The 18,238-nt window shown below is 73.6% G+C and carries 17 protein-coding genes; 12 read left to right on the forward strand and 5 right to left on the reverse strand.

Annotation, left to right across the window (positions count from 1 at the left end; genetic code table 11):
* Nucleotides 1–46 precede the first annotated feature (46 nt).
* Nucleotides 47–1,834 (reverse strand): hypothetical protein, encoded by a 1,788-nt coding sequence (locus ABD352_RS54395; protein ID WP_344620565.1) that lies wholly within the window; start codon nt 1,832–1,834, stop codon nt 47–49.
* Between the two features lie 240 nt (nt 1,835–2,074).
* Here ABD352_RS54395 and ABD352_RS54400 point away from each other — a divergent pair, with 240 nt between their 5' ends.
* The 8 genes from ABD352_RS54400 (at nt 2,075) to ABD352_RS54435 (ending at nt 11,158) form a co-directional block, all read left to right on the forward strand.
* Nucleotides 2,075–2,503, forward strand: a complete 429-nt coding sequence (locus ABD352_RS54400) for a PPOX class F420-dependent oxidoreductase (RefSeq protein WP_344620566.1) — start codon at nt 2,075–2,077, stop codon at nt 2,501–2,503.
* A gap of 81 nt (nt 2,504–2,584) precedes the next feature.
* Complete coding sequence (locus ABD352_RS54405; RefSeq protein WP_344620567.1) at nt 2,585–4,081, forward strand: long-chain-fatty-acid--CoA ligase; 1,497 nt, start codon at nt 2,585–2,587, stop codon at nt 4,079–4,081.
* 70 nt (nt 4,082–4,151) lie between these two features.
* A complete protein-coding gene (locus tag ABD352_RS54410) occupies nt 4,152–5,123 on the forward strand; it encodes a hypothetical protein (RefSeq protein ID WP_344620568.1) in 972 nt (323 codons plus the stop codon).
* Between the two features lie 63 nt (nt 5,124–5,186).
* The gene (locus ABD352_RS54415) at nt 5,187–5,783 is read left to right on the forward strand and encodes a PadR family transcriptional regulator (protein WP_344620569.1); all 597 of its coding nucleotides are present in this window, start codon (nt 5,187–5,189) and stop codon (nt 5,781–5,783) included.
* Nucleotides 5,780–6,499: an ABC transporter ATP-binding protein gene (locus tag ABD352_RS54420; protein ID WP_344620570.1), complete on the forward strand. Its 720-nt coding sequence runs from the start codon at nt 5,780–5,782 to the stop codon at nt 6,497–6,499. The genes ABD352_RS54415 and ABD352_RS54420 overlap by 4 nt, the downstream gene beginning before the upstream one ends.
* Entirely contained in the window at nt 6,496–8,985 is a 2,490-nt protein-coding gene (locus tag ABD352_RS54425) for an FtsX-like permease family protein (RefSeq protein WP_344620571.1), read from the forward strand. Before ABD352_RS54420 ends, ABD352_RS54425 begins: the two co-directional genes overlap by 4 nt.
* A gap of 109 nt (nt 8,986–9,094) precedes the next feature.
* Entirely contained in the window at nt 9,095–10,705 is a 1,611-nt protein-coding gene (locus ABD352_RS54430; RefSeq protein WP_344620572.1) for a methyl-accepting chemotaxis protein, read from the forward strand.
* 63 nt (nt 10,706–10,768) lie between these two features.
* Nucleotides 10,769–11,158 (forward strand): MmcQ/YjbR family DNA-binding protein, encoded by a 390-nt coding sequence (locus ABD352_RS54435; RefSeq protein ID WP_344620573.1) that lies wholly within the window; start codon nt 10,769–10,771, stop codon nt 11,156–11,158.
* Between the two features lie 9 nt (nt 11,159–11,167).
* On the opposite strand, the gene ABD352_RS54440 is transcribed toward ABD352_RS54435, so the two are convergent.
* Nucleotides 11,168–12,091 (reverse strand): hypothetical protein, encoded by a 924-nt coding sequence (locus ABD352_RS54440; protein WP_344620574.1) that lies wholly within the window; start codon nt 12,089–12,091, stop codon nt 11,168–11,170.
* Between the two features lie 62 nt (nt 12,092–12,153).
* Here ABD352_RS54440 and ABD352_RS54445 point away from each other — a divergent pair, with 62 nt between their 5' ends.
* Nucleotides 12,154–12,747 (forward strand): TetR/AcrR family transcriptional regulator, encoded by a 594-nt coding sequence (locus ABD352_RS54445; protein WP_344620583.1) that lies wholly within the window; start codon nt 12,154–12,156, stop codon nt 12,745–12,747.
* 248 nt (nt 12,748–12,995) lie between these two features.
* Nucleotides 12,996–13,610: a hypothetical protein gene (locus tag ABD352_RS54450; protein ID WP_344620575.1), complete on the forward strand. Its 615-nt coding sequence runs from the start codon at nt 12,996–12,998 to the stop codon at nt 13,608–13,610.
* Between the two features lie 417 nt (nt 13,611–14,027).
* Here ABD352_RS54450 and ABD352_RS54455 read toward each other — a convergent pair whose 3' ends face one another.
* On the reverse strand, nt 14,028–14,639 hold the full coding sequence (locus ABD352_RS54455; protein ID WP_344620576.1) for a TetR/AcrR family transcriptional regulator: 612 nt from the start codon (nt 14,637–14,639) through the stop codon (nt 14,028–14,030).
* Nucleotides 14,640–14,690: 51 nt separating this feature from the next.
* On the opposite strand from ABD352_RS54455, the gene ABD352_RS54460 reads away from it, so the two are divergent.
* Together ABD352_RS54460 and ABD352_RS54465 are read left to right on the forward strand one after the other, a co-directional pair.
* A complete protein-coding gene (locus ABD352_RS54460; protein ID WP_344620577.1) occupies nt 14,691–16,184 on the forward strand; it encodes an MFS transporter in 1,494 nt (497 codons plus the stop codon).
* Between the two features lie 65 nt (nt 16,185–16,249).
* Complete coding sequence (locus ABD352_RS54465) at nt 16,250–17,512, forward strand: PKD domain containing protein (protein ID WP_344620578.1); 1,263 nt, start codon at nt 16,250–16,252, stop codon at nt 17,510–17,512.
* Between the two features lie 23 nt (nt 17,513–17,535).
* Here the strand turns inward: ABD352_RS54465 and ABD352_RS54470 are convergent, their stop codons facing one another.
* Both ABD352_RS54470 and ABD352_RS54475 read right to left on the reverse strand, forming a co-directional pair.
* The gene (locus ABD352_RS54470) at nt 17,536–17,991 is read right to left on the reverse strand and encodes a flagellar basal body-associated FliL family protein (protein ID WP_344620579.1); all 456 of its coding nucleotides are present in this window, start codon (nt 17,989–17,991) and stop codon (nt 17,536–17,538) included.
* A 15-nt stretch (nt 17,992–18,006) separates the two neighbouring features.
* A partial coding sequence (locus ABD352_RS54475) for an OmpA/MotB family protein (protein WP_425553993.1) occupies nt 18,007–18,238 on the reverse strand: 232 nt, incomplete at its 5' end.

Consider the following 18,238-nt stretch of genomic DNA (forward strand, 5'->3'; position numbering starts at 1 on the left):
TCGAAATTCACCGATCATTGGGATGCCCATCGCCGGCTGAGCGCCGTCAGGGGCAGGCGTCGGCGAGCTCGCGGAACCGTTCCCTGGCCCAGCGGTACTCGCCGGCGCCATTGGCGATGACCAGCTCGTCGGCGGCGGGGGAGCCGCCGCGGCACAGGCTGTCGGCGAGTTGCCGGCGGCGGGCGGGCTCGGCGAGGTACGCGACGAGGTCGGCCCGCTCCAGGTCGTGGTCGATGGCCATCGGCTCGACCACGAGGACGGCGACCTTCTGCGTTCCGGCCGGGGCCGCGGGCCGGGCGAGGTCGGGGAGGGCGCGTTCGCCGGTGATGGAGCTGATCCGGTACGTCCTGTGCCCGGAAACGTCCGTGACCGCATCGCCGCCGTCGGGCCCGGGCAGGCGCACGCGCGCGCCAGGGTCCGTGGCGAGCAGGCGGGCCGCGAACTCGGTCTGCCGCCGCACGCTGAGCCGGTCGAGTCGTCCCTGCACGGGATCGCCGGCGGGCGCGGCGGCGGCCCGGGTCAGCTGCCCGGCGAGGTCCCCGGGGTTGTCGAGCCGCCCCGACGCGACGATCGTGCGCAGCTCCGGCAGCATCTCCTCGGCGACCGCGGCCTCGAGGGCCTGGAGCACCGACCGCTGCTCGGCCTGGCTGACGACGGTCCGGCCGCGGGTCATGAGATCGGCCGCGCCGAGCAGCACGGCCTGCACCGACGGGTCGAGCTGGTTGATGGCCGGCGACTGCGACGGGTCGATGCCGAGCGTCTGCAGGTGCCGGCGGGCGGCGGGGTCCGGACCGTCGAGCACCGGGCTGTACACCTGCGCGGAGTATCGGATCGCGCCGGGCGCCCCGGGGTTGGCGAAGGTCATCGCCGGCGTGGTCGCCTTCGCGTTCGGCTGCAGCGTGCCGAGGTGCACGGCCTGGGCCGGCTCGCCGGGCACCGCGCTCGCGATGACGGTGGCGTCGCCGGCGGCGGTCCCGGTGTTGATGACGGTGACGGACCATTGGCAGCGGGCCGCGGCGCAGTCCTCCGGATTGGCCTGCACGGCGAACCGCGGCACAGGCACCTTCGCGGCCGTCTGGGAGACGGTCTGCGGCAGCGCCTCGGCGGCCGCGCGGCGCACCCGGTCGAGCTCGGCCTCGTCCGGGGTGGTGAGGGCGACGGTGACCTGCGGCGGCTGGGCCGCCGGCGCGCGGGCCGGGACGAACGCGGGCCGCCCGTCGCCCGCGGACCACGCCGCCCGCTGCAGCGGTCCGAAGCCGGTGAGGTGGCCGCCGAACCAGACCACGGACGGGTTGGCGTCCCGGGTGACGGCGACGGACCAGTCGCCGTTGTCGACCAGGGTGACCGGCCGGCCGTGCCACGGCGCCCCGGCGGCCACGGTGGGGTGGCCGGCCGCGGCGAACCGGATCGACTCCGCCAGGTTCTTCGGCGTCAGGGCCCGGCTCACGTCGATGGGCAGGACCGTGCCGTCCTTCGGCGCGACCCACTGGCCGGCCAGGGCCGAGACCTGGCCCGGCGCGCGGCGGGTCCACCAGGCGGCGTCGGCCCGGACCACGGTGCGCCGGCCGTCGGTGCGCACCTCGGCCGCCCCGCCGCCGGGATCGGTGACGGTGCCGGCGCCGGACCCGTCGGCGGCGACGGTGAGCTCGGCCGTCACGGTGAGGCCGCTCTTGTCGCCGAAGGTGAGCCGCGCGTGGACGCCGGGCGCGGCGGCCACGGCGGCCACCGCCCGCTGGACGCCCCCGTCGTCGGCGGGCCGGTCCTCCCCGCCGCGCAGCTTGAGGCCGGCGATCACGGCGGCGACCAGGAGGGTGACGAGACCGCCCGCCACCATCGCCCGCACCCGGGACCGGTGCGGAATGCGCTCCGGTTCAGGGGCCGGTTCAGCTTCCGGCTCGGGTTCCGGTTCTGGTGCGGGAGGGAGCGCTGCCCAGGGGGACGGCGGGACCGAGGGCGGCCTGGCCCACGGCGACGGTGCGCTGAACGGGTCGTCGGCCATCGATTCCATCGTAGCGGCCCGGCATCATCCCGCGGGTCCTCCGCCGTCCGGGCGGGCCCGAGCCAGACTGCACATATGACCGCTATGACCGAGACCGAGGCGCTCGCCTTCCTTGCCGACGGGACCCGCACCGGCACGCTCGCCACCGCCGCGCCCGACGGCGACCCGCACGCCGCGCCGATCTGGTTCGTGGTCGACGGGCACGACCTCGTCTTCAGCACCGGGCGCGACTCGGTGAAGGGCCGTCACCTGCGGGCGAACCCGAAGGCGGCGCTGACCGTCGACGTGCCGGCGTTCCCGTACCACTTCGTGGCCATCCGGGGTGACGTCGGTGTCTCCAGCGACCCGCCCGACCTGCAGGACTGGGCGACCCGGATCGCCGCCCGATACGTGCCGGCCGGCCAGGCCGAGCGGTACGGCGAGGTCAACAGCGGCCCGGGCAACCTGCTGTGCCGCATGCACATCGAGCGCGTGACGGGCGTCCGCGACGTCGCCGCGATGTGAGCGCCCGGCGGCCGGGGTTAGTGCAGTGGCCGTGCAAATTGAAGGTAGCGCGCAAAAACTTCCAGCGTTAGTTTGGAGGCCATGAGCGCGACCCTGTCCCTCGCCGCGATCCTGGCCGAGTCGGCGCGGCGGTACCCGCACAAGGTGGCCGTCGTCGACGGCGAGCAGCGGGTCACCTACGCCGACCTCTGGCGCCAGGCCCTCACCTGCGCATCCGCCCTCCGCGAGCGGGGCGTGCGCCCCGGCGACCGGGTGGCGCTGCAGATCCCCAACGTCGTCGACTTCCCCCGGGTGTACTTCGGGGCGCTCGCCCTGGGCGCCGTCGTCGTCCCCGTCCACCTGTTGCTGACCGCCGACGAGGCGGCCTACACGCTCAAGGACAGCGGCGCCAGCCTGCTGGTCTGCCACCCGAGCCAGGCGGCGATGGGTTCGGTCGCGGCCGAGGCGGCCGGCATCCCGGTCGTCGCCCCCGCCGACCTGCTCAGCGCCGAGCCGCTGCGGTCCTACGAGTCCCGCGCGCCGGAGGACCCCGCCGTGGTCCTCTACACCAGCGGCACCACCGGCGAGCCCAAGGGGGCCGTGCTCACCCACCTCAACCTGGTGATGAACACGATGGTGAACGTGTTCGACGCCAACGACGCGCGCCCCGACGACGTCGTGCTCGGCTGCCTGCCGCTGTTCCACACCTTCGGCCAGACCGTCGGCATGAACGGCACCTTCCGCCTCGGCGCCACCCTGGTCATGCTCGCCCGGTTCACCGGCGAGGCCGCCCTGGACCTCATGGTCCGCGAGAAGGTGACCGTGTTCCACGGGGTGCCGACCATGTACGTCGCGCTGGTCGCCGCCGCCGAGGGCCGGCCCGAGCTGCCCCGCCTGCGGTTGTGCGTCTCCGGCGGGGCCGCGCTGCCGCTGGCGGTGCTGGAGAAGTTCAACGCGGCCTTCTCGACGTCCATCTTCGAGGGGTACGGCCTGTCGGAGACGTCGCCGACCGCGACCACGAACCAGCCGCACTTCGGCACGCGGGCCGGCACCATCGGGCACCCGGTGTGGGGCGTCGAGGTCGAGATCGCCCGCCCGGAGATCGACGAGCGCATCGAGCTGCTCCCGGCCGGCGAGCTGGGCGAGATCGTCATCCGCGGCCACAACGTCTTCGCCGGGTACCTCAACCGGCCCGAGGACACCGCGCAGGCCATTGTGGACGGCTGGTTCCGCTCCGGCGATCTGGGCACCAAGGACGCCGACGGGTTCATCACCATCGTGGACCGCAAGAAGGACATCGTGATCCGCGGCGGGTTCAACGTGTACCCGCGCGAGGTCGAGGAGGCCCTGGCCCGCCACCCCGGCGTGGTCCAGGTCGCGGTCATCGGCGTGGCGGACCCGGTGCACGGCGAGGAGATCTGCGCCGTGGTGGTGCCCGACGCGGCCGCCGGCCTCACCGCCGACGAGCTGATCGAGTGGTCGAAGGAGCGGCTGGGCCGGCACAAGTACCCGCGGCTGGTCCGTTTCGTCGAGGCCCTCCCGCTGGGCCCGAGCCACAAGGTGCTCAAGCGCGAGCTGCGCCGGACCATCGCGGGGTAGGGACAGCCCTACCCGCGACTGTATGGCGGGCGGTGTCGATTTCCGGCGGCCGCGTTGCGAGCGTTGAGCCATGACGCAGACATCGACCGCCGGGCGGCCGCACCGGCCGCTCATCTGGCTCACCTGGCTCATGGCGGGGCTCGCCGTCGTCGCGCTCGCCGGCCTGGTGGTCGACCACCGCACCGTCAACGGGGCCCCGGTGTGGCTCAAGCCGCTCAAGTTCGCGGTGTCGTTCGCGCTCTACGGCGCCACGCTCGCCTGGATGCTGCGGCTGGTGCGACGAGGCCGCTGGATCGCCTGGTGGAGCGCCACCGTGGCGGCGCTCGCGACGGTGGCCGAGGTGGGCGCGATCGTCTCGCAGGCTGCGCGCGGCCGGGCCAGCCACTTCAACGTCGCGACGCCGTACGACACCGAGGTCTACAACGTCATGGGTGCCCTCGCGATGGTGATCTGGCTGTCCACCTTTCTCCTCGCCGTGGTCGTCTCCGTCCAGCGGCTCGCGGACCGGCCCACGCTGTGGGCGATGCGCCTGGGGATGTTCGTCTCGCTCGGCGGCATGCTCGTGGGCGTCATGATGGCCCAGCCGACGGCCGCGCAGCAGCGCCTCGCCGACGCTGGCGGCGTGCTCACGGTCAGCGGCGCGCACGCGGTCGGCGCCCCGGACGACGGCCCGTCGATGCCGGTGACCGGCTGGGCCGCCACCGGCGGGGACCTGCGCATCGCGCACTTCGTCGGCATCCACGCGCTGCAGGCCCTGCCGCTGCTGGCCTGGCTGCTGACGCTGCTTGCCCGCCGCTTCCCGCGCCTGGCCGACCAGGCCGTGCGGGTGCGACTGGTCGTCCTGGGCGCGCTGGGGTACGCGGGCCTCGTCGCCCTGCTGGTCTGGCAGGCCCGCCGGGGCCAGCCGCTGCTGCACCCGGACACCCGCACGCTCGTGGCCGCGGCCGCCCTGACCGCGCTGGTCGCCGCCGGCGCCGCGACGGCCACCCGCCTGCGGCGGCCCGGTCCGGTGCTCGCGGAGGCGCGCACCGCGACCGGTTGACGGGGGCGGCGCGCGCCCACATACTACTTACCCGGTAACTACTTACTCGGTAAGGTCGGTCGGATGAGCGTGAGGTTTGGCCTGCTGGCGTTGTTCGCCGACGGGCCCAAGTACGGCTACCAGCTGCGCACCGAGTTCGAGGAGCGGACCGGGGGCACGTGGGCGGTCAACGTCGGGCAGGTGTACACGACGCTGGAGCGGCTGGAGCGGGATGGTCTGGTCGCCGCCGAAGGCACGAACGCCGACGGGCGTGCGATGTACTCGATCACCGAGGCCGGCCGGTCGGCGCTGGACGGTTGGTTCAGCACGCCGGTGACGGATGCCGACCGGCCCCGCAACGAGCTGGCCCTCAAGCTGCTGATGGCGGCGATCACGCCCGGGGTCGACGTCGCCGCGGTGGTGCAGCGGCAGCGCACGGAGTCGCTCCGGACGATGCGCGACTACACCAGCCTGCGACGCGACGCCGAGGCCGTCGACGACGTGGCCGGGGTGCTGCTGCTGGACAGCGTGGTCTTCGCGCTGGAGGGCGAGGTGCGCTGGCTCGATCACGTGGAGGCGACGGTACTGCGCCGAGGCGGCCGGCTCGCCGCTCCCGCCCGGGCGGTCCGGTCAACGGCCCGCCCGGCGGCGCGGCGCGCGGCGCAGCGGAGCGAGCGGTGAGCGCGCAGCCGGTGTTGCGCTTCACCGACGTGAGCCGGGTCTACCGGTCCGGCGAGACGGTCGTGCGCGCACTGCACGACCTGACCCTGGAGGTCGCCGCCGGCGAGCTGGTCGCGGTGATGGGTCCGTCCGGCTCCGGCAAGTCCACGCTGCTGGCGATCGGCGGCGGCCTGGACACTGCGACCTCGGGCCAGGTGCGGGTCGAAGGCACCGCGCTGGAGGCGCTCTCGCCGGCGGCGCTGGCCCGGCTGCGGCGGGACCGGATCGGCTACGTCTTCCAGGACTTCAACCTTGTCTCCGGGCTGACCGCCGCCGAGAACGTGTCCCTGCCCAGAGAACTGGCCGGCGTATCCGCCCGGTCGGCGCGCGCCGAGGCGGTCGCCGCGCTGGACGAGGTGGGGCTCGGCGGCGAGGCCGACCGGTTTCCCGACCAGCTCTCCGGCGGTCAGCAGCAGCGGGTCGCGGTGGCCCGGGCGCTCATCGGACAGCGCCGGCTGCTGCTCGCCGACGAACCGACCGGAGCGCTCGATTCCGCCACCGGGCAAGCGGTCCTCGATCTGATCCGCGCCCGGGTGGACGCGGGCGCGGCGGGGGTGCTGGTCACCCACGAGGCGCGCTTCGCGAGCTGGGCCGACCGGATCGTGTTCCTGCGCGACGGGGTGCTGGTCGACAGCACCGGCGGCCGGGACCGCGCAGAGGAGCTGCTGAGCCCGTGAGCATTCGCGAAGCGACCCACTCGTGGCGGGTGGCGGTACGGATCGCCCGCCGGTCGGCACGGCGGAGCAAGGTCCGTACCGCACTCATCGTGCTGATGCTGGGATTGCCGGTGTACGCCGGCACCGTGATCGCCCTGTCCTACTCGGCCACCTACACGTCGGCGGACGCCGAGGCGAGCTGGCGGCTGGGCAGCGCCGACTACGAGATCACCGGGGAGGGCGCGGACACGGTACTCGCGACCCTGCCCGACGGCAGCCAGACCGTCCCGGTCACCTACGGCCGCACGGTGGTGCGCGCGGGCGACACCTACAGCCTGCGTGACTACGCGGCGGTCGACGTGGACGCGCCACTGACCCGGGGCATGTTCGTCATCCGCGACGGCCGCGCGCCGCGCGGCACCGGCGAGGTGGCCGTCTCGGCGAGGCTGGCCACGGCGCTCGGGATCCGCGTCGGTGACCGGCTCGCCGTCGGTCTTCCGCCCGTGGAGCGTTCCGTCGTGGGTGTCATCGACGCCGCCCGCGAGCTGAGCATCCCACTGGTGATCAGCCCGGCCGGCCAGCGGCTCTCCGGAGACATCCCGCACGTGCTGGTACAGCTTCCACCGGGCGCCGCGGGCTGGACACCACCGGATCCCTCCCAGCACATGTCCTGCCAGAGCGCCGGCGAAGGCGGGCGGACGTGTCTCTCGTCGTTCAGCAGCATGTACCGGGGCGACGTCCGGCCGAGCGCCGCCGAATTGGCGACGCGTACCGCGGCCTTCGTCCTCGTGGTCGGGTTCGCCGGCACGCAGGTGGCCCTGCTCGCCGGTGCGGCATTCGCGATCGGCGCCCGCCGGCAGCGCCGCGAGCTGGCCATGATGAGCGCGATCGGCGCCCGGCGCTCCCAGATCGCCCGGTTGGTGCTCGCCAACGGGCTGGTCCTCGGCGCGTTCGCCGGAATCTGCGGTGTCGCGTGCGGCGCGCTGACGTACTGGCTCAACCGCGACGCCGTCGAACGGATCGCCAACCATCCGCGCACCGCGGGCGCCGTACCGGTGCCATGGCTGGCCGGGATCGCGCTGTTCGCCGTCGCCGTCGGACTCCTCGCCGCACTCGGACCGGCGCGCGCCGCGTCCCGGCAGGCCCTGCGGGCCGCCCTCACCGGCCGGGAAGCCGTGCCGCGGGCGAGCAACCTGCGCTGGGTGCTCGGCGGCACGCTGTTCGCCGCGGGCGGCGCGGCCGCCGCGGTGCACGCGGCCGGCTCGTCCGGCAGCATCGTCACGGTAACCGCCGGCACGATGGCGATCCTGCTCGGCGTCACCGCCTTCGCTCCCGTCCTGGTCGCCGGCGCCGGTCGGCTCGCGAGGCGGTTCCCGCCGGCCATCCGGCTGGCGGCGCGGCACGCCGCCCGGCACCGGCTCCGCACGGCCGCCTCGGCCGCCGCCGTGTGCACGGCGGTCGCCGGCAGCGTGGCGCTGATGCTCTACAACGCCGCGGACAGCAATCAGAGCATGGCGCTGCAGCCCAACGCGCGCAGCGGCCAGATCCTGCTGTCCACACAGGTCGCCGCCCACCTGACACCCGAGCGGCTCCGCGAGATCGAGCGGGCGCTACCCACCCGGGACAGCGTGTCCCTCACGGTCCTCGCCGATCGCGCACACATGGCGCCCGGGCGGCCGGCGGACTATGGCAATACCGGTGTGCCGGCGTTCCCGTCCCAGACGGTCGCAGCCGGCGGCGCGGAGCTGATCCGGGCAATCACCGGCGCGGCAGCGACCCCGGCGGCCTTGGCGGCGCTGCGCGACGGCGGCGCAGTCGTGTTCTACCCGTCGCTGACGACCGATGGAATGCTCGCGATCGGCGACGGTACGCGGCTGCCGGCGATCCTGGTGCCCGCTCCGGACTACTACACCGACCTGCCCGGTGCCGTCGTGTCCGAGCAGACCGCGAGCCGGCTCGGCCTGAAGACCGGCCCCGGTGGCGTCATCATCGACACCACGCGCGCCCCGACGGAGGCCGAGCTCGCCGCCGCGAACTCCCGCGTGCTGGCCGCCCAGGTGGAGACGGACCCGTCCGTCACCGACCCCGCGCAGATCACGGTCGGCACGAAACGGAGCGTGAACGGCCGCGACTACGGCGCGATGTTCCTCGTGCTGGCGGTGGTGAGTGGCATCGTCACGCTGGCCGCCGGCGCGGTTGCGGTCGGGCTGGCCACCTCAGAGATGCGCGACGACCTGTCCACGCTGGCCGCGGTGGGCGCCGATCCGCGCATGCGGCGGCGGATCGCGGCGGCCCAGGCCGGGCTGCTCGTCGGGATCGGTACGCTGCTCGGCGTGGCCGGCGGCATCGCACCCGCGGCCGGGATGGTGGCGTTGCGCAGCGACCTGGAGTGGCACGTGCCCTGGCTGCCCCTGACCATCACCGTGCTCGTCGCGCCCGTGCTCGCCGTGGCGGCCACCGCCTTGCTGACGCGGCCCCGGTTGGTCCTCGTCCGCAGGATCGGCTGAGCGCGTCCTGAGGCCTGACTCGTCGCCGCGCCAATCCTCAGGTACGGCGCGTCCGTGCCGATTCGGCTCATGCCCCCCGATGCGGGCGGCAGAGGGAGCAGTGGGCGACATGGCTGACGAACGCAACGGCGGGTGGTTCGCGAACCTCGGTATCGCGACCAAGATCGTGGTCTCGGTGCTGGCGGTGGTCGCCGTGGCCGTCGGGGTCGGCGTGCTCGGGCTGGTGCGCATGGGCCAGCTCAACAGCGACCTGTCCCGCATGAAGGCTCAGCACGTGCGGACCATGGCCTACGTCTCCGACATCCGGGCCGGGATCGCCAGCGGCTACCGCGCCATCCTCGTCTACCAGAACGCCACTGACGACGCCGGCAAGTCCGCCGGTGCGGACCTCGTCGCCCAGTCGGACAGCCAGCTCGACGCCACGGTGGCCGCCTACAAGCAGGCGGCGGCCGGCTCACCGGCCCGCGTGGACCCGCTGGAGGCGTTCGCCGCCGCGGAGCAGGACTACCGCACCCTGCGCGACGTCATCGTGTTCCGCAAGACCCCGCCGGCCGGCTTCACCGTGCCGACCGACCGGCGGACGGCGTTCGGCGACATCGAGGCGCGGATGAACGGCGCCGCCGACCAGCTGCAGGCGGCCGAGGTCTCCTCCGCGGACCAGATGGCCGCGGACGCCGACGCCGCCTACGGCCGCTCCCGCGTCGTGGTCGTCGTGTCGCTCGCCGCCGGCCTGGTGCTGGCCCTCGCGCTCGCCTTCTCCGTCGCGTCGCGCATCAAGCGGCAGGTCCGGGCCGTCGGCGCGGCGTTGGACGCGGTGGCCGACGGCGATCTGACCAGGCCCGCCGAGGTGTACTCGCACGACGAGATCGGCGCCATGGCCCTCGCCGTCAACCGGGCCCGCGACGGCCTGCGCGACACCGTGGGCCGCCTCGCCACCGGCTCCGCCACGCTCGGCGACTCCAGCGGCCGGCTCACCGGCGCCACCGCACGGATCGCGGCCAGCGCCGAGGAGGCCGCCGTCCAGGCGGGCGTGGTCGCCGGGGCCGCCGACGAGGTGTCCTCCAACGTCGCCACGGTCGCCGCCGGCTCCCAGCAAATGGGCGCGTCGATCCGCGAGATCAGCCAGAACGCGAACGACGCCGCGCGGGTCGCGGCCGAGGCGGTCGGGGTCGCCGAGACCACCAACCAGATCGTGTCGAAGCTCGGCGACTCCAGCGCCGAGATCGGCAACGTGGTCAAGGTGATCACCGCGATCGCCGAGCAGACCAATCTCCTCGCGCTCAACGCCACCATCGAGGCGGCCCGGGCCGGCGACGCGGGCAAAGGCTTCGCCGTGGTCGCCGGCGAGGTCAAGGACCTGGCCCAGGAGACGGCGCGGGCGACCGACGAGATCAGCAAGCGGGTCCAGGCCATCCAGGCCGACACCGGCAACGCGGTCGAGGCCATCGGCGAGATCAGCCGGATCATCGCCCGGATCAACGACTATCAGGTCACCATTGCCAGCGCGGTGGAGGAGCAGACCGCGACGACGAGCGAGATGAGCCGCAGCGTCGGCGACGCCTCGAACGGCAGCTCCAACATCGCGACCAACATCGGCGGCGTGGCCCAGGCGACCCAGCGCACGACCGCCGCCCTGGCCGAGGCCGACGCGACCGCCGCCGAGCTGTCCCGCCTCGCGACCGAGCTGCAGGCCGTGGTCGGCCGGTTCCGGGTCGCGTGACACCGCGCGGGCTTCGCGCGGTTCGGGGTGCGCGGCGTGGGCCGGGCGTCGTACGGTTCGGGGATGGTGACCCTGGAGCAGGTGTCGGCGCTGGTCCTTCGGCTGCCCGAGGTGGCCGAGGACGAGCGCGACGGGCGCCGCAGCTGGTCGGTGGCGGGCAAGGGGTTCGCGTGGGAGCGGCCGTTCAGCAAGGCCGACCTGAAGCGCTTCGGTGACGCCACCCCGCCGGTCGGGCCGATCGTCGCGATCCGGGTCGCGGACCTGGGGGAGAAGGAGGCGGTGCTCGCCGCCGGGCGGCCGGGCTTCTTCACGATTCCGCATTTCGACGGGTACTCCGCGGTGCTCGTCGCGCTGCCGGACGTACACCTGCGGGATCTCGAAGAGGCGCTCGAGGACGGCTGGCTGGCGCGGGCCCCGCAACGGCTCGCCGAGGCGTTCCTCGCGGGGCGCTGACCGGCGCGGCTATCCGGTCGCCACAGCCGGCTCGCCGGGCGCCTTGGCGCTGCGGCGGGCGGCCCACGCGACGAGCGCGGTGCAGACGGCGGTGAGGGCCAGGGTCGCGACGGTGACGGCGTTCTCGAAGGTGCGGGCGCCGGCCGCGCTGGCGCCGACCGTCGACAGCGAGCCGGTGAGCGCGGCGGCGACGATGGTGCCGACGACGGCCATGCCGATGCTGGTGGCGACCTCCTGGCTGGTGTCGATCAGGGCGGCGCCGGTGGAGGTCTGGTCCTGCGGGAGGCCGCGCATGACGGTGATCGACGCGATGATCATGACGACGCGCATGCCGGCGGCGGCGAGGGCGAGCGCGACGGCGATCCACACGTAGTGGTAGCGGCCGAGGATGGCGTAGAGGACCAGGCCCGCGATGACCGCCGCCGCGCCGATGGGGCCGGCGCGGCCGGTGCCGAAGCGCTCCACGAACTTCTCCACGAACGGGCCGACCGCGAGCATGGTGACGACCTGCGGGAGGTTGCCGAGCGCGGCCTCGGCCGGCGACCAGCCCCAGACGAGCTGCAGCTGCAGCGACACGCTGTACGAGAGCGCGGCCAGGCCGAGGCCGAGCGCGGCCTGGTAGGCGAGGCTGGCCGAGACCTGCGCGCGCTTGAGCAGCGCGAAGTCGAACATCGGGTGGGCCGCGCGCCGCTCGCGCACGACGAAGCCGGCGGCGCAGGCCAGGGCCCCGGCTCCGGCCAGCCACGGCGTGGCCCGGCTCCAGCCGTCCTCGACGGCCAGGGTGGCCGTCCACAGGGCGAGCATGATCGTGGCCGTGCCGAGCAGGGCGCCGGGCAGGTCGAGCGGCGACCGGTTGCGGTGCGCCGGGTCGTCGGCCGGGATGCCGAAGCGGATGCACGCGCCGGCGAGCACGGCGACGGGCACGTTGAGCACCAGCAGCGCCTGCCAGGGCAGGACCTGCAGGACCAGCCCGCCCAGGGTCGGCCGCCGTCGAGCTGCTCGACGGCGACGGCGAGAGCGGGCTGAGCTTCCGGGCGCTCGCCGGGCGGTTGAAGACCGGCCCCGGCGCGATCTACTGGCACGTGGCGAACAAGAGCGAGCTGCTCGTCGCCGCCACCGACGCCGTGCTCGCCGACGTACTGGCCGCCGACGCCTCCGGCGAGACGCCGCAGGACGCGATCCGCACGGTCGCGCTCGGCGTGTTCGACGCGATCGACGCGCACCCCTGGATCGGGGCGCAGCTGTCCCGGCTCGCGTCCCAGTCGGCGACGCTGCAGATCTTCGAGCGCATCGGACGGCAGGTCCAGGCGCTCGGCGTCCCCGGCGCCGCCCAGTTCGACTCGGCGTCCGCGCTGCTGAACTACATCCTCGGCGTCGGCGGGCAGAACGCCGCGAACGCCCGCGCGCAGGAGCCGGGCACGAGCCGGGCCGACGTCCTCGGCGCCGAGTCGGCCCTGTGGTCGAGGCTCGACCCGGACCAGTACCCCTTCATCCGCGGCATCGCCGGCCAGCTGCGCGACCACGACGACCGCGCGCAGTTCCTCGCCGGCATCGACCTCATCCTCGCCGGCATCGCCGCCCTGCGGTGAAGGGCGGGGCCGGGCGGCTACCCGGCTGGTGCTCTGACCGCAAACGTTCACGGTGTTGGATGGCACGCCGCTCGGCCTCCGGGCTGGACGGCGTGTGGTCTCGGCCCCTCATGCAGTGGACGGGGGCTGGGTCTTGATGATGATCCCTGCGGTGCGGGTCGGGCTACGGTGTTGGCTTCCGGGGTGTCGGGTCGGGGCCAGCTGGTGCAGGCGTGCCCGCGCCTGGTGGCGACAGGTAGGAGCCGGCGGTGGAGATGGTCGAGCAGCTCATTTCCCGGACGGATGCCGCCTACCAGCGGTGGTTGGCGTCGGTCACCGACGACGTCGTCGCCGATGGAGTGGTCATGTACTGCCTGGAATCCCTGCTGGAGCGCAACACGACCTACGGAATCGGCGAGTGGCTCACGGGCTACCTCATGATCGGCCAAGAAGGCGATCGGGGATTCTTCCTCAGGTGCGACGACGGCGGCGGCCCGGTGTTTTGGGCCGACCTGGGCGGTCTCGGCGAAGTCGACCTCGATGTTGCTGCCCCCGTGTTCGAGGTGTGGCTGCGTTCCGGTTTCGCTCTGCCAGCCGACCCGGAGCCAGACCTGCCGCCAACCGCCGACGTCTATGTGGACAAGATTCCGGTCGATAGAGTTCAGCTGCTGGTACGGGCGAGGAAGCTGCTGGGTGTGGATTGGCGGTTCGGGGATCTCAGGGGCCTGCTCGCCGCCCAGCCGTTCCTGGCGGCGAGGTCAGCTGATCTGTATGCGCTGCGCCGCGACCTGGAATACGCCCCTGAGTTGCGGCCATACCTGCTCTACGCCACCGACCACGGCCTAGCAGCGGTATGGCCGACCGACCGCCCAGAAAGCCAGTGACCTGGCACAAGTGGACGATGCCCCAGAGGGTGTCGTCGTTGACGCTGTAGCGGCCTCGGAACGAGGTAGTCGGGGCTCCACCGGGTGAACGGCTGGCCGAGGGCTTCGGGTCTGGTGTTGGCCTTCGCGACGATGAACGCCACGTCTCGTTGAACCGGTGGATGATCTGCCGGACCGAGTCCTCATCGGCCTGGCCGCGCGATCGCCGGCACGCTGTTCCCGCCGGTCGAGGCCAGGACATTGCCGCCGCAACCAGATCGCTGAGTTGGTCCCTCGTCTGGTTACCCGCAGCAGCTGCTGACGTTGCTGGTCGGGCAGCCGCCGCACACGCACGGGTTCTGCCATCGCCGCGGCCTGAGACGACGCACGCCGCCCAGCCCGGAGGCTGAGCGGCGTGTCATCCAACACCGTGAGCGTTCATAGCACCAGCACGCCGTTGCGGAGGGCGGCGAACAGCCGCTCGAAGCGCGCCCGGTGGTCGTCGAGCAGCGCGCCGGCCTCCTCTCCGGCGATGAGGCGACGCGCGGTCTCCGCCAGCACGGTGCCGTAGCCGGCGATGAAGAAGGCGGCGAGCAGCGTCGCGTCGCCCTCGAAGGCCGGGTCGCGCCCGAGTTCCTCGGCGAGGGTCCGCTGCAGGTCGGCGGCGATCTCCCTGGCGCGCGCGAGCAGCGCAGGTGACGCCGCGACGGTCCGGAAGAACGGCGTGGACCTGTCGTTGACCCCGGACAGCGGGTGGCCGGCGTCGACGAGGCGGAGGGTCGTCTCGCGCAGGGACGCCAGCACGTCGACGCCCGCGGAGCGGTCGCGCACCGCGGCGCGCAGGAGCTCGGCGGCGTCGACCGCGCGGTCCAGGAAGAGGTCCTCCTTGCGCGGGAAATGGTTGAAGACCGTCACGCTCGAGACCCCGGCCTGCCGTGCGACCTCGGTCACCGTGACCGCGTCGAACCCGCGCTCGAGGAACAGCCGGGCCGCGACCTCCGCGATCCTCGCGCGCGTCTGCGGGCCGCCCCGCTCTCCGGTCCTGGGCAACGCATCCCTCACTCTCTTGTGTAACTAAACTTAGTCACTTAACGTAGTGGCATGTCCTCCTCCACGCCGCCCCCATTCGACCACGGTCCCGCTGCTCCCCGGTCGCTGCGGGAGGCGTGGGTGGCCCTGGCGGGGCTGTCCGCGGTCTTCCTGTTCGAGATGCTGGACAACTCGATCCTGAACGTCGCGCTGCCCACGATCGGCCGCGAACTGCACGCCTCCACGACCGCGCTGCAGTGGGTGACGGGCGCGTACGCGGTCGTCTTCGGCGGGCTGATGCTGGCGTTCGGCGCCGTGGCCGACCGGTTCGGCCGGCGGCGGATCATGCTCATCGGGCTGGTCCTGCTCGGCGTGGCGAGCCTGGCGACCGCGTTCGTCGTCACCGCGGAGCAGCTCATCGCCGTCCGGGTGGCGATGGGGGTCGCGGCCGCGATGACGACCCCCGGCTCGATGGCGCTGGCCTTCCGGCTCTTCGACGAGGACGGCCTGCGCGTCCGCGCGATGACGCTGATCTCGACCGTGGGCCTGGTCGGGCTCGCGATCGGCCCGACCGTGGGCGGTTTCGTGCTCGCGATCGCCCCGTGGCAGGTCCTGCTCCTGGTGAACGTGCCGATCGCCGCGCTCGCGATCGCCGGGGTGCGGGGCGGCATCGCCGCGGACGCCGCGGACGAACTGCACCGCGACCCGCTCGACCTGCCCGGCGCGGCGCTGGGCACGGCGACGATCGTGCTCGCGCTCGTCGCGCCGACGCTCTTCGTCGATCAGGGCGCCGGGTCGTGGGGCCCGTGGGCGGTCACGGCGGCGGCCGCCGCGGGCGCGGTGCTGTTCCTGCTCCGCGAGCGTTCGGCGCGTCACCCGCTCCTCGACCCGAGGCTCGTGGCCCACCCGCTGGTGTCGAGCGGCCTGGCGTTCAAGGCCGCGGCCGGGCTGGCGACCGCCGGCCTCGGCTACCTGGTGACCCTGCAGTTGCAGCTGGACTGGGGGTGGACCCCCGCGCTCGCCGCGATCGGGATGCTGCCGCAGGTCGTCGTCCTCGTCGCGGGCGGCGCCTTCGTCAACCCGTTCGTGCGCCGGGTCGGCCTCGAACGGGCCGCCTGGCTCAGCGCCGCGACGGTCGTGCTCGGGCTCGCCGTCTACGCGCTGCTGAGCAGGTTCGGATACGTGTGGGTCGCCGTCGCGCTCGTGCTCGTGGCCGCCGGGATGCGCGTGGTCGGCGTCGTCGCCGGGACCAACGTGCTGCGCGGCCTGCCGAAGAGCCGGACCACCATCGGCGCGGCGCTCACCGACACGGCCACCGAGGTCACCTCCGGCGCCGGCATCGCCGTGACCGGCACCATCCTCGCGGCGCTGTTCACCGGCGACGTCGCCGCACCGCACTGGAGCGCGCACCAGACGACGCAGTTCCGGGAGGCGGTCACGACCGCGGGCCTCACCCTCACCGTCGTGGCCGCGGCGCTCGTCGGCTGGGGAATCGCCCGCGCGCGGCACGCCGCGAACGACCCCGCCGCCACGCCCGTCGCCGAAGTGGTCCCCGAGCACGCCTGACCCGCCAATATCCGACATGTCGAACTTCGGCGGCATCCTGGCCCGGGCTGGGTCGTTGAGTCCACGTGCGCAAGATCTATCGGCCGCTCGCCGCCGTCGTGTTGCTCATCGCCCTGGCCGTGGCCGGGCCGGCGGTCGCCGGGCAGTCGCTGCCGGGCGTGGTCAGCGACCAGCCGGTGGCGTGGACGCCGAACGTGCTCGACGGGACGGTGACCGCCATCGCCGTCGTCGGGGACACCGTCGTGGTCGGCGGGGACTTCACCACGGTCGCCGAGGCGGGCGGGAAGACGCGGCTGCGGCGGCGGTACCTGTTCGCGTTCCAGCTCGGCACCGGCCGCGTCCTCGACGCCGCCCCGGTCCTCGACGGCCCGGTCACGGCGCTGGCCGCGGGCCCGTCCGGCGGCGTGTACGTGGCGGGGAAGTTCGCCCGCGTCAACGGCACGGCGCGGCCCGGGCTCGCCGAGCTCGACGTGGCCACCGGGGCGCTGGTGCCGGGGTTCGACGCCAAGGCGGGCAAGGGACAGATCCGGGCGCTCGTCGCCGGGGGCTCGTGGGTGTACGCCGGCGGCACCTTCACCAGCATCGGCGGCGCGAACCGCACGGGTCTGGCCCGGCTGGACGCCGCCACCGGGGCCGCCGACCCGGCGTTCGACCTGCGGCTGGCCAACGCCAACCACGACAAGGTCAAGGTCGAGGCGCTCGCCGTGACCAACGACGGGGCAAGGCTCGCCGCCGTCGGCGCGTTCGACACCGCCGCCGGGCAGCGCAGGCCGCAGCTGCTGGTGGCGGATGCCGGCGGTACCGCACCGGCGCTGGACGCCTGGTCGACCGACGCCTACGCGGCGCGGTGCAAGACGCTGTACGACAGCTATCTGCGCGGCGTGGACTTCGCCCCGGACGGCACCTGGCTGGCGGTCGCGGCCACCGGCGGCATGTCGGGCGCGACCCGCATGTGCGACAGCGTGGCCCGCTTCGACCTCGACGGCCGGGGCAACCACGCGCCGGCCTGGGTGAACCGCACCGGGGGCAACACGCTGTGGTCGGTCGCGGTGACCGGCGCCGCCGTGTACGTCGGCGGCCACCAGCAGTGGATGGACAACCCGGCCGGCCACAAGAGCGCCGGGCCGGGCGCGGTGTCCCGCCCCGGCATCGCCGCCCTGGACCCGCACACCGGTGCCGCCCTGCCCTGGAACCCGACCCACAGCCGGGGCGTGGGCGTCGGCGTCCTGGTCACCGTCCCGGCCGGACTGCTGGTCGGCTCCGACACGGACCAGCTCGGCCGCACCTACCACGGCAGGATCGGCCTGCTACCGGCCGTCGACGGCTGAGCGCGGCGCGCGGACCCGCGTCGTCACTGGATGACGAAGGTGGTGAAGTAGATGTCCATGATCTCCTTCTTCTTGTCCACCGTGTAGGCCTTCACGACCTTCTCGACGAGCTCCTTCTTGGTGCGGTCGCGCTCGGCGTTGGACATCAGCTCGTCCATCTTGCGGCCGCTGTAGAGCTCGATGGCGATGTCCATGGCCTTGCTGCCGTCGGGGGCCTCGGCTGCCTCGGTGGTGGCCTGCAGGGTCATCTTGAGCTTCAGGTAGTGCCCGTCGGCGAGGTTGATCGTGATCGCGTCGAGTACGGCGACCACGCCGGGGGTGGGGGCCGGCTCGGCGGTGGCCTTCTTGGGGGCGAACATCATGTACCCGCCGAACCCGCCGCCGCCGAGGGCGACCAGGGCGATCGCGATGATCATGATGAGCTTCTTCTTGCCGCCGCCCTTGGCGGGCGTTTCCTCGGTCTTCTTCTCGTCGGCCATGATGTGCCTCCCTCGTCAGTTGGTGGTGTTGGTGGATGCCGAGGGCAGTAGCGCCCGGATGTCGGCCGGCAGGTTGGACAGGACGATGACTTCGACGCGGCGGTTGAGGGTTTCGGCGCGGGGGTCGGTGGCGGGGTAGAGGGGTTTGGTGTCGGCGAAGCCGGCGGCTTGGAGGCGGGTGGCGGGGATGGCGGCGTCGGTGTGCAGCATGCGGACGACGGCGGAGGCGCGGGCGGAGGACAGTTCC

This window comes from Dactylosporangium salmoneum, from assembly GCF_039532525.1.
Classification (GTDB): Bacteria; Actinomycetota; Actinomycetes; order Mycobacteriales; family Micromonosporaceae; genus Dactylosporangium; species Dactylosporangium salmoneum.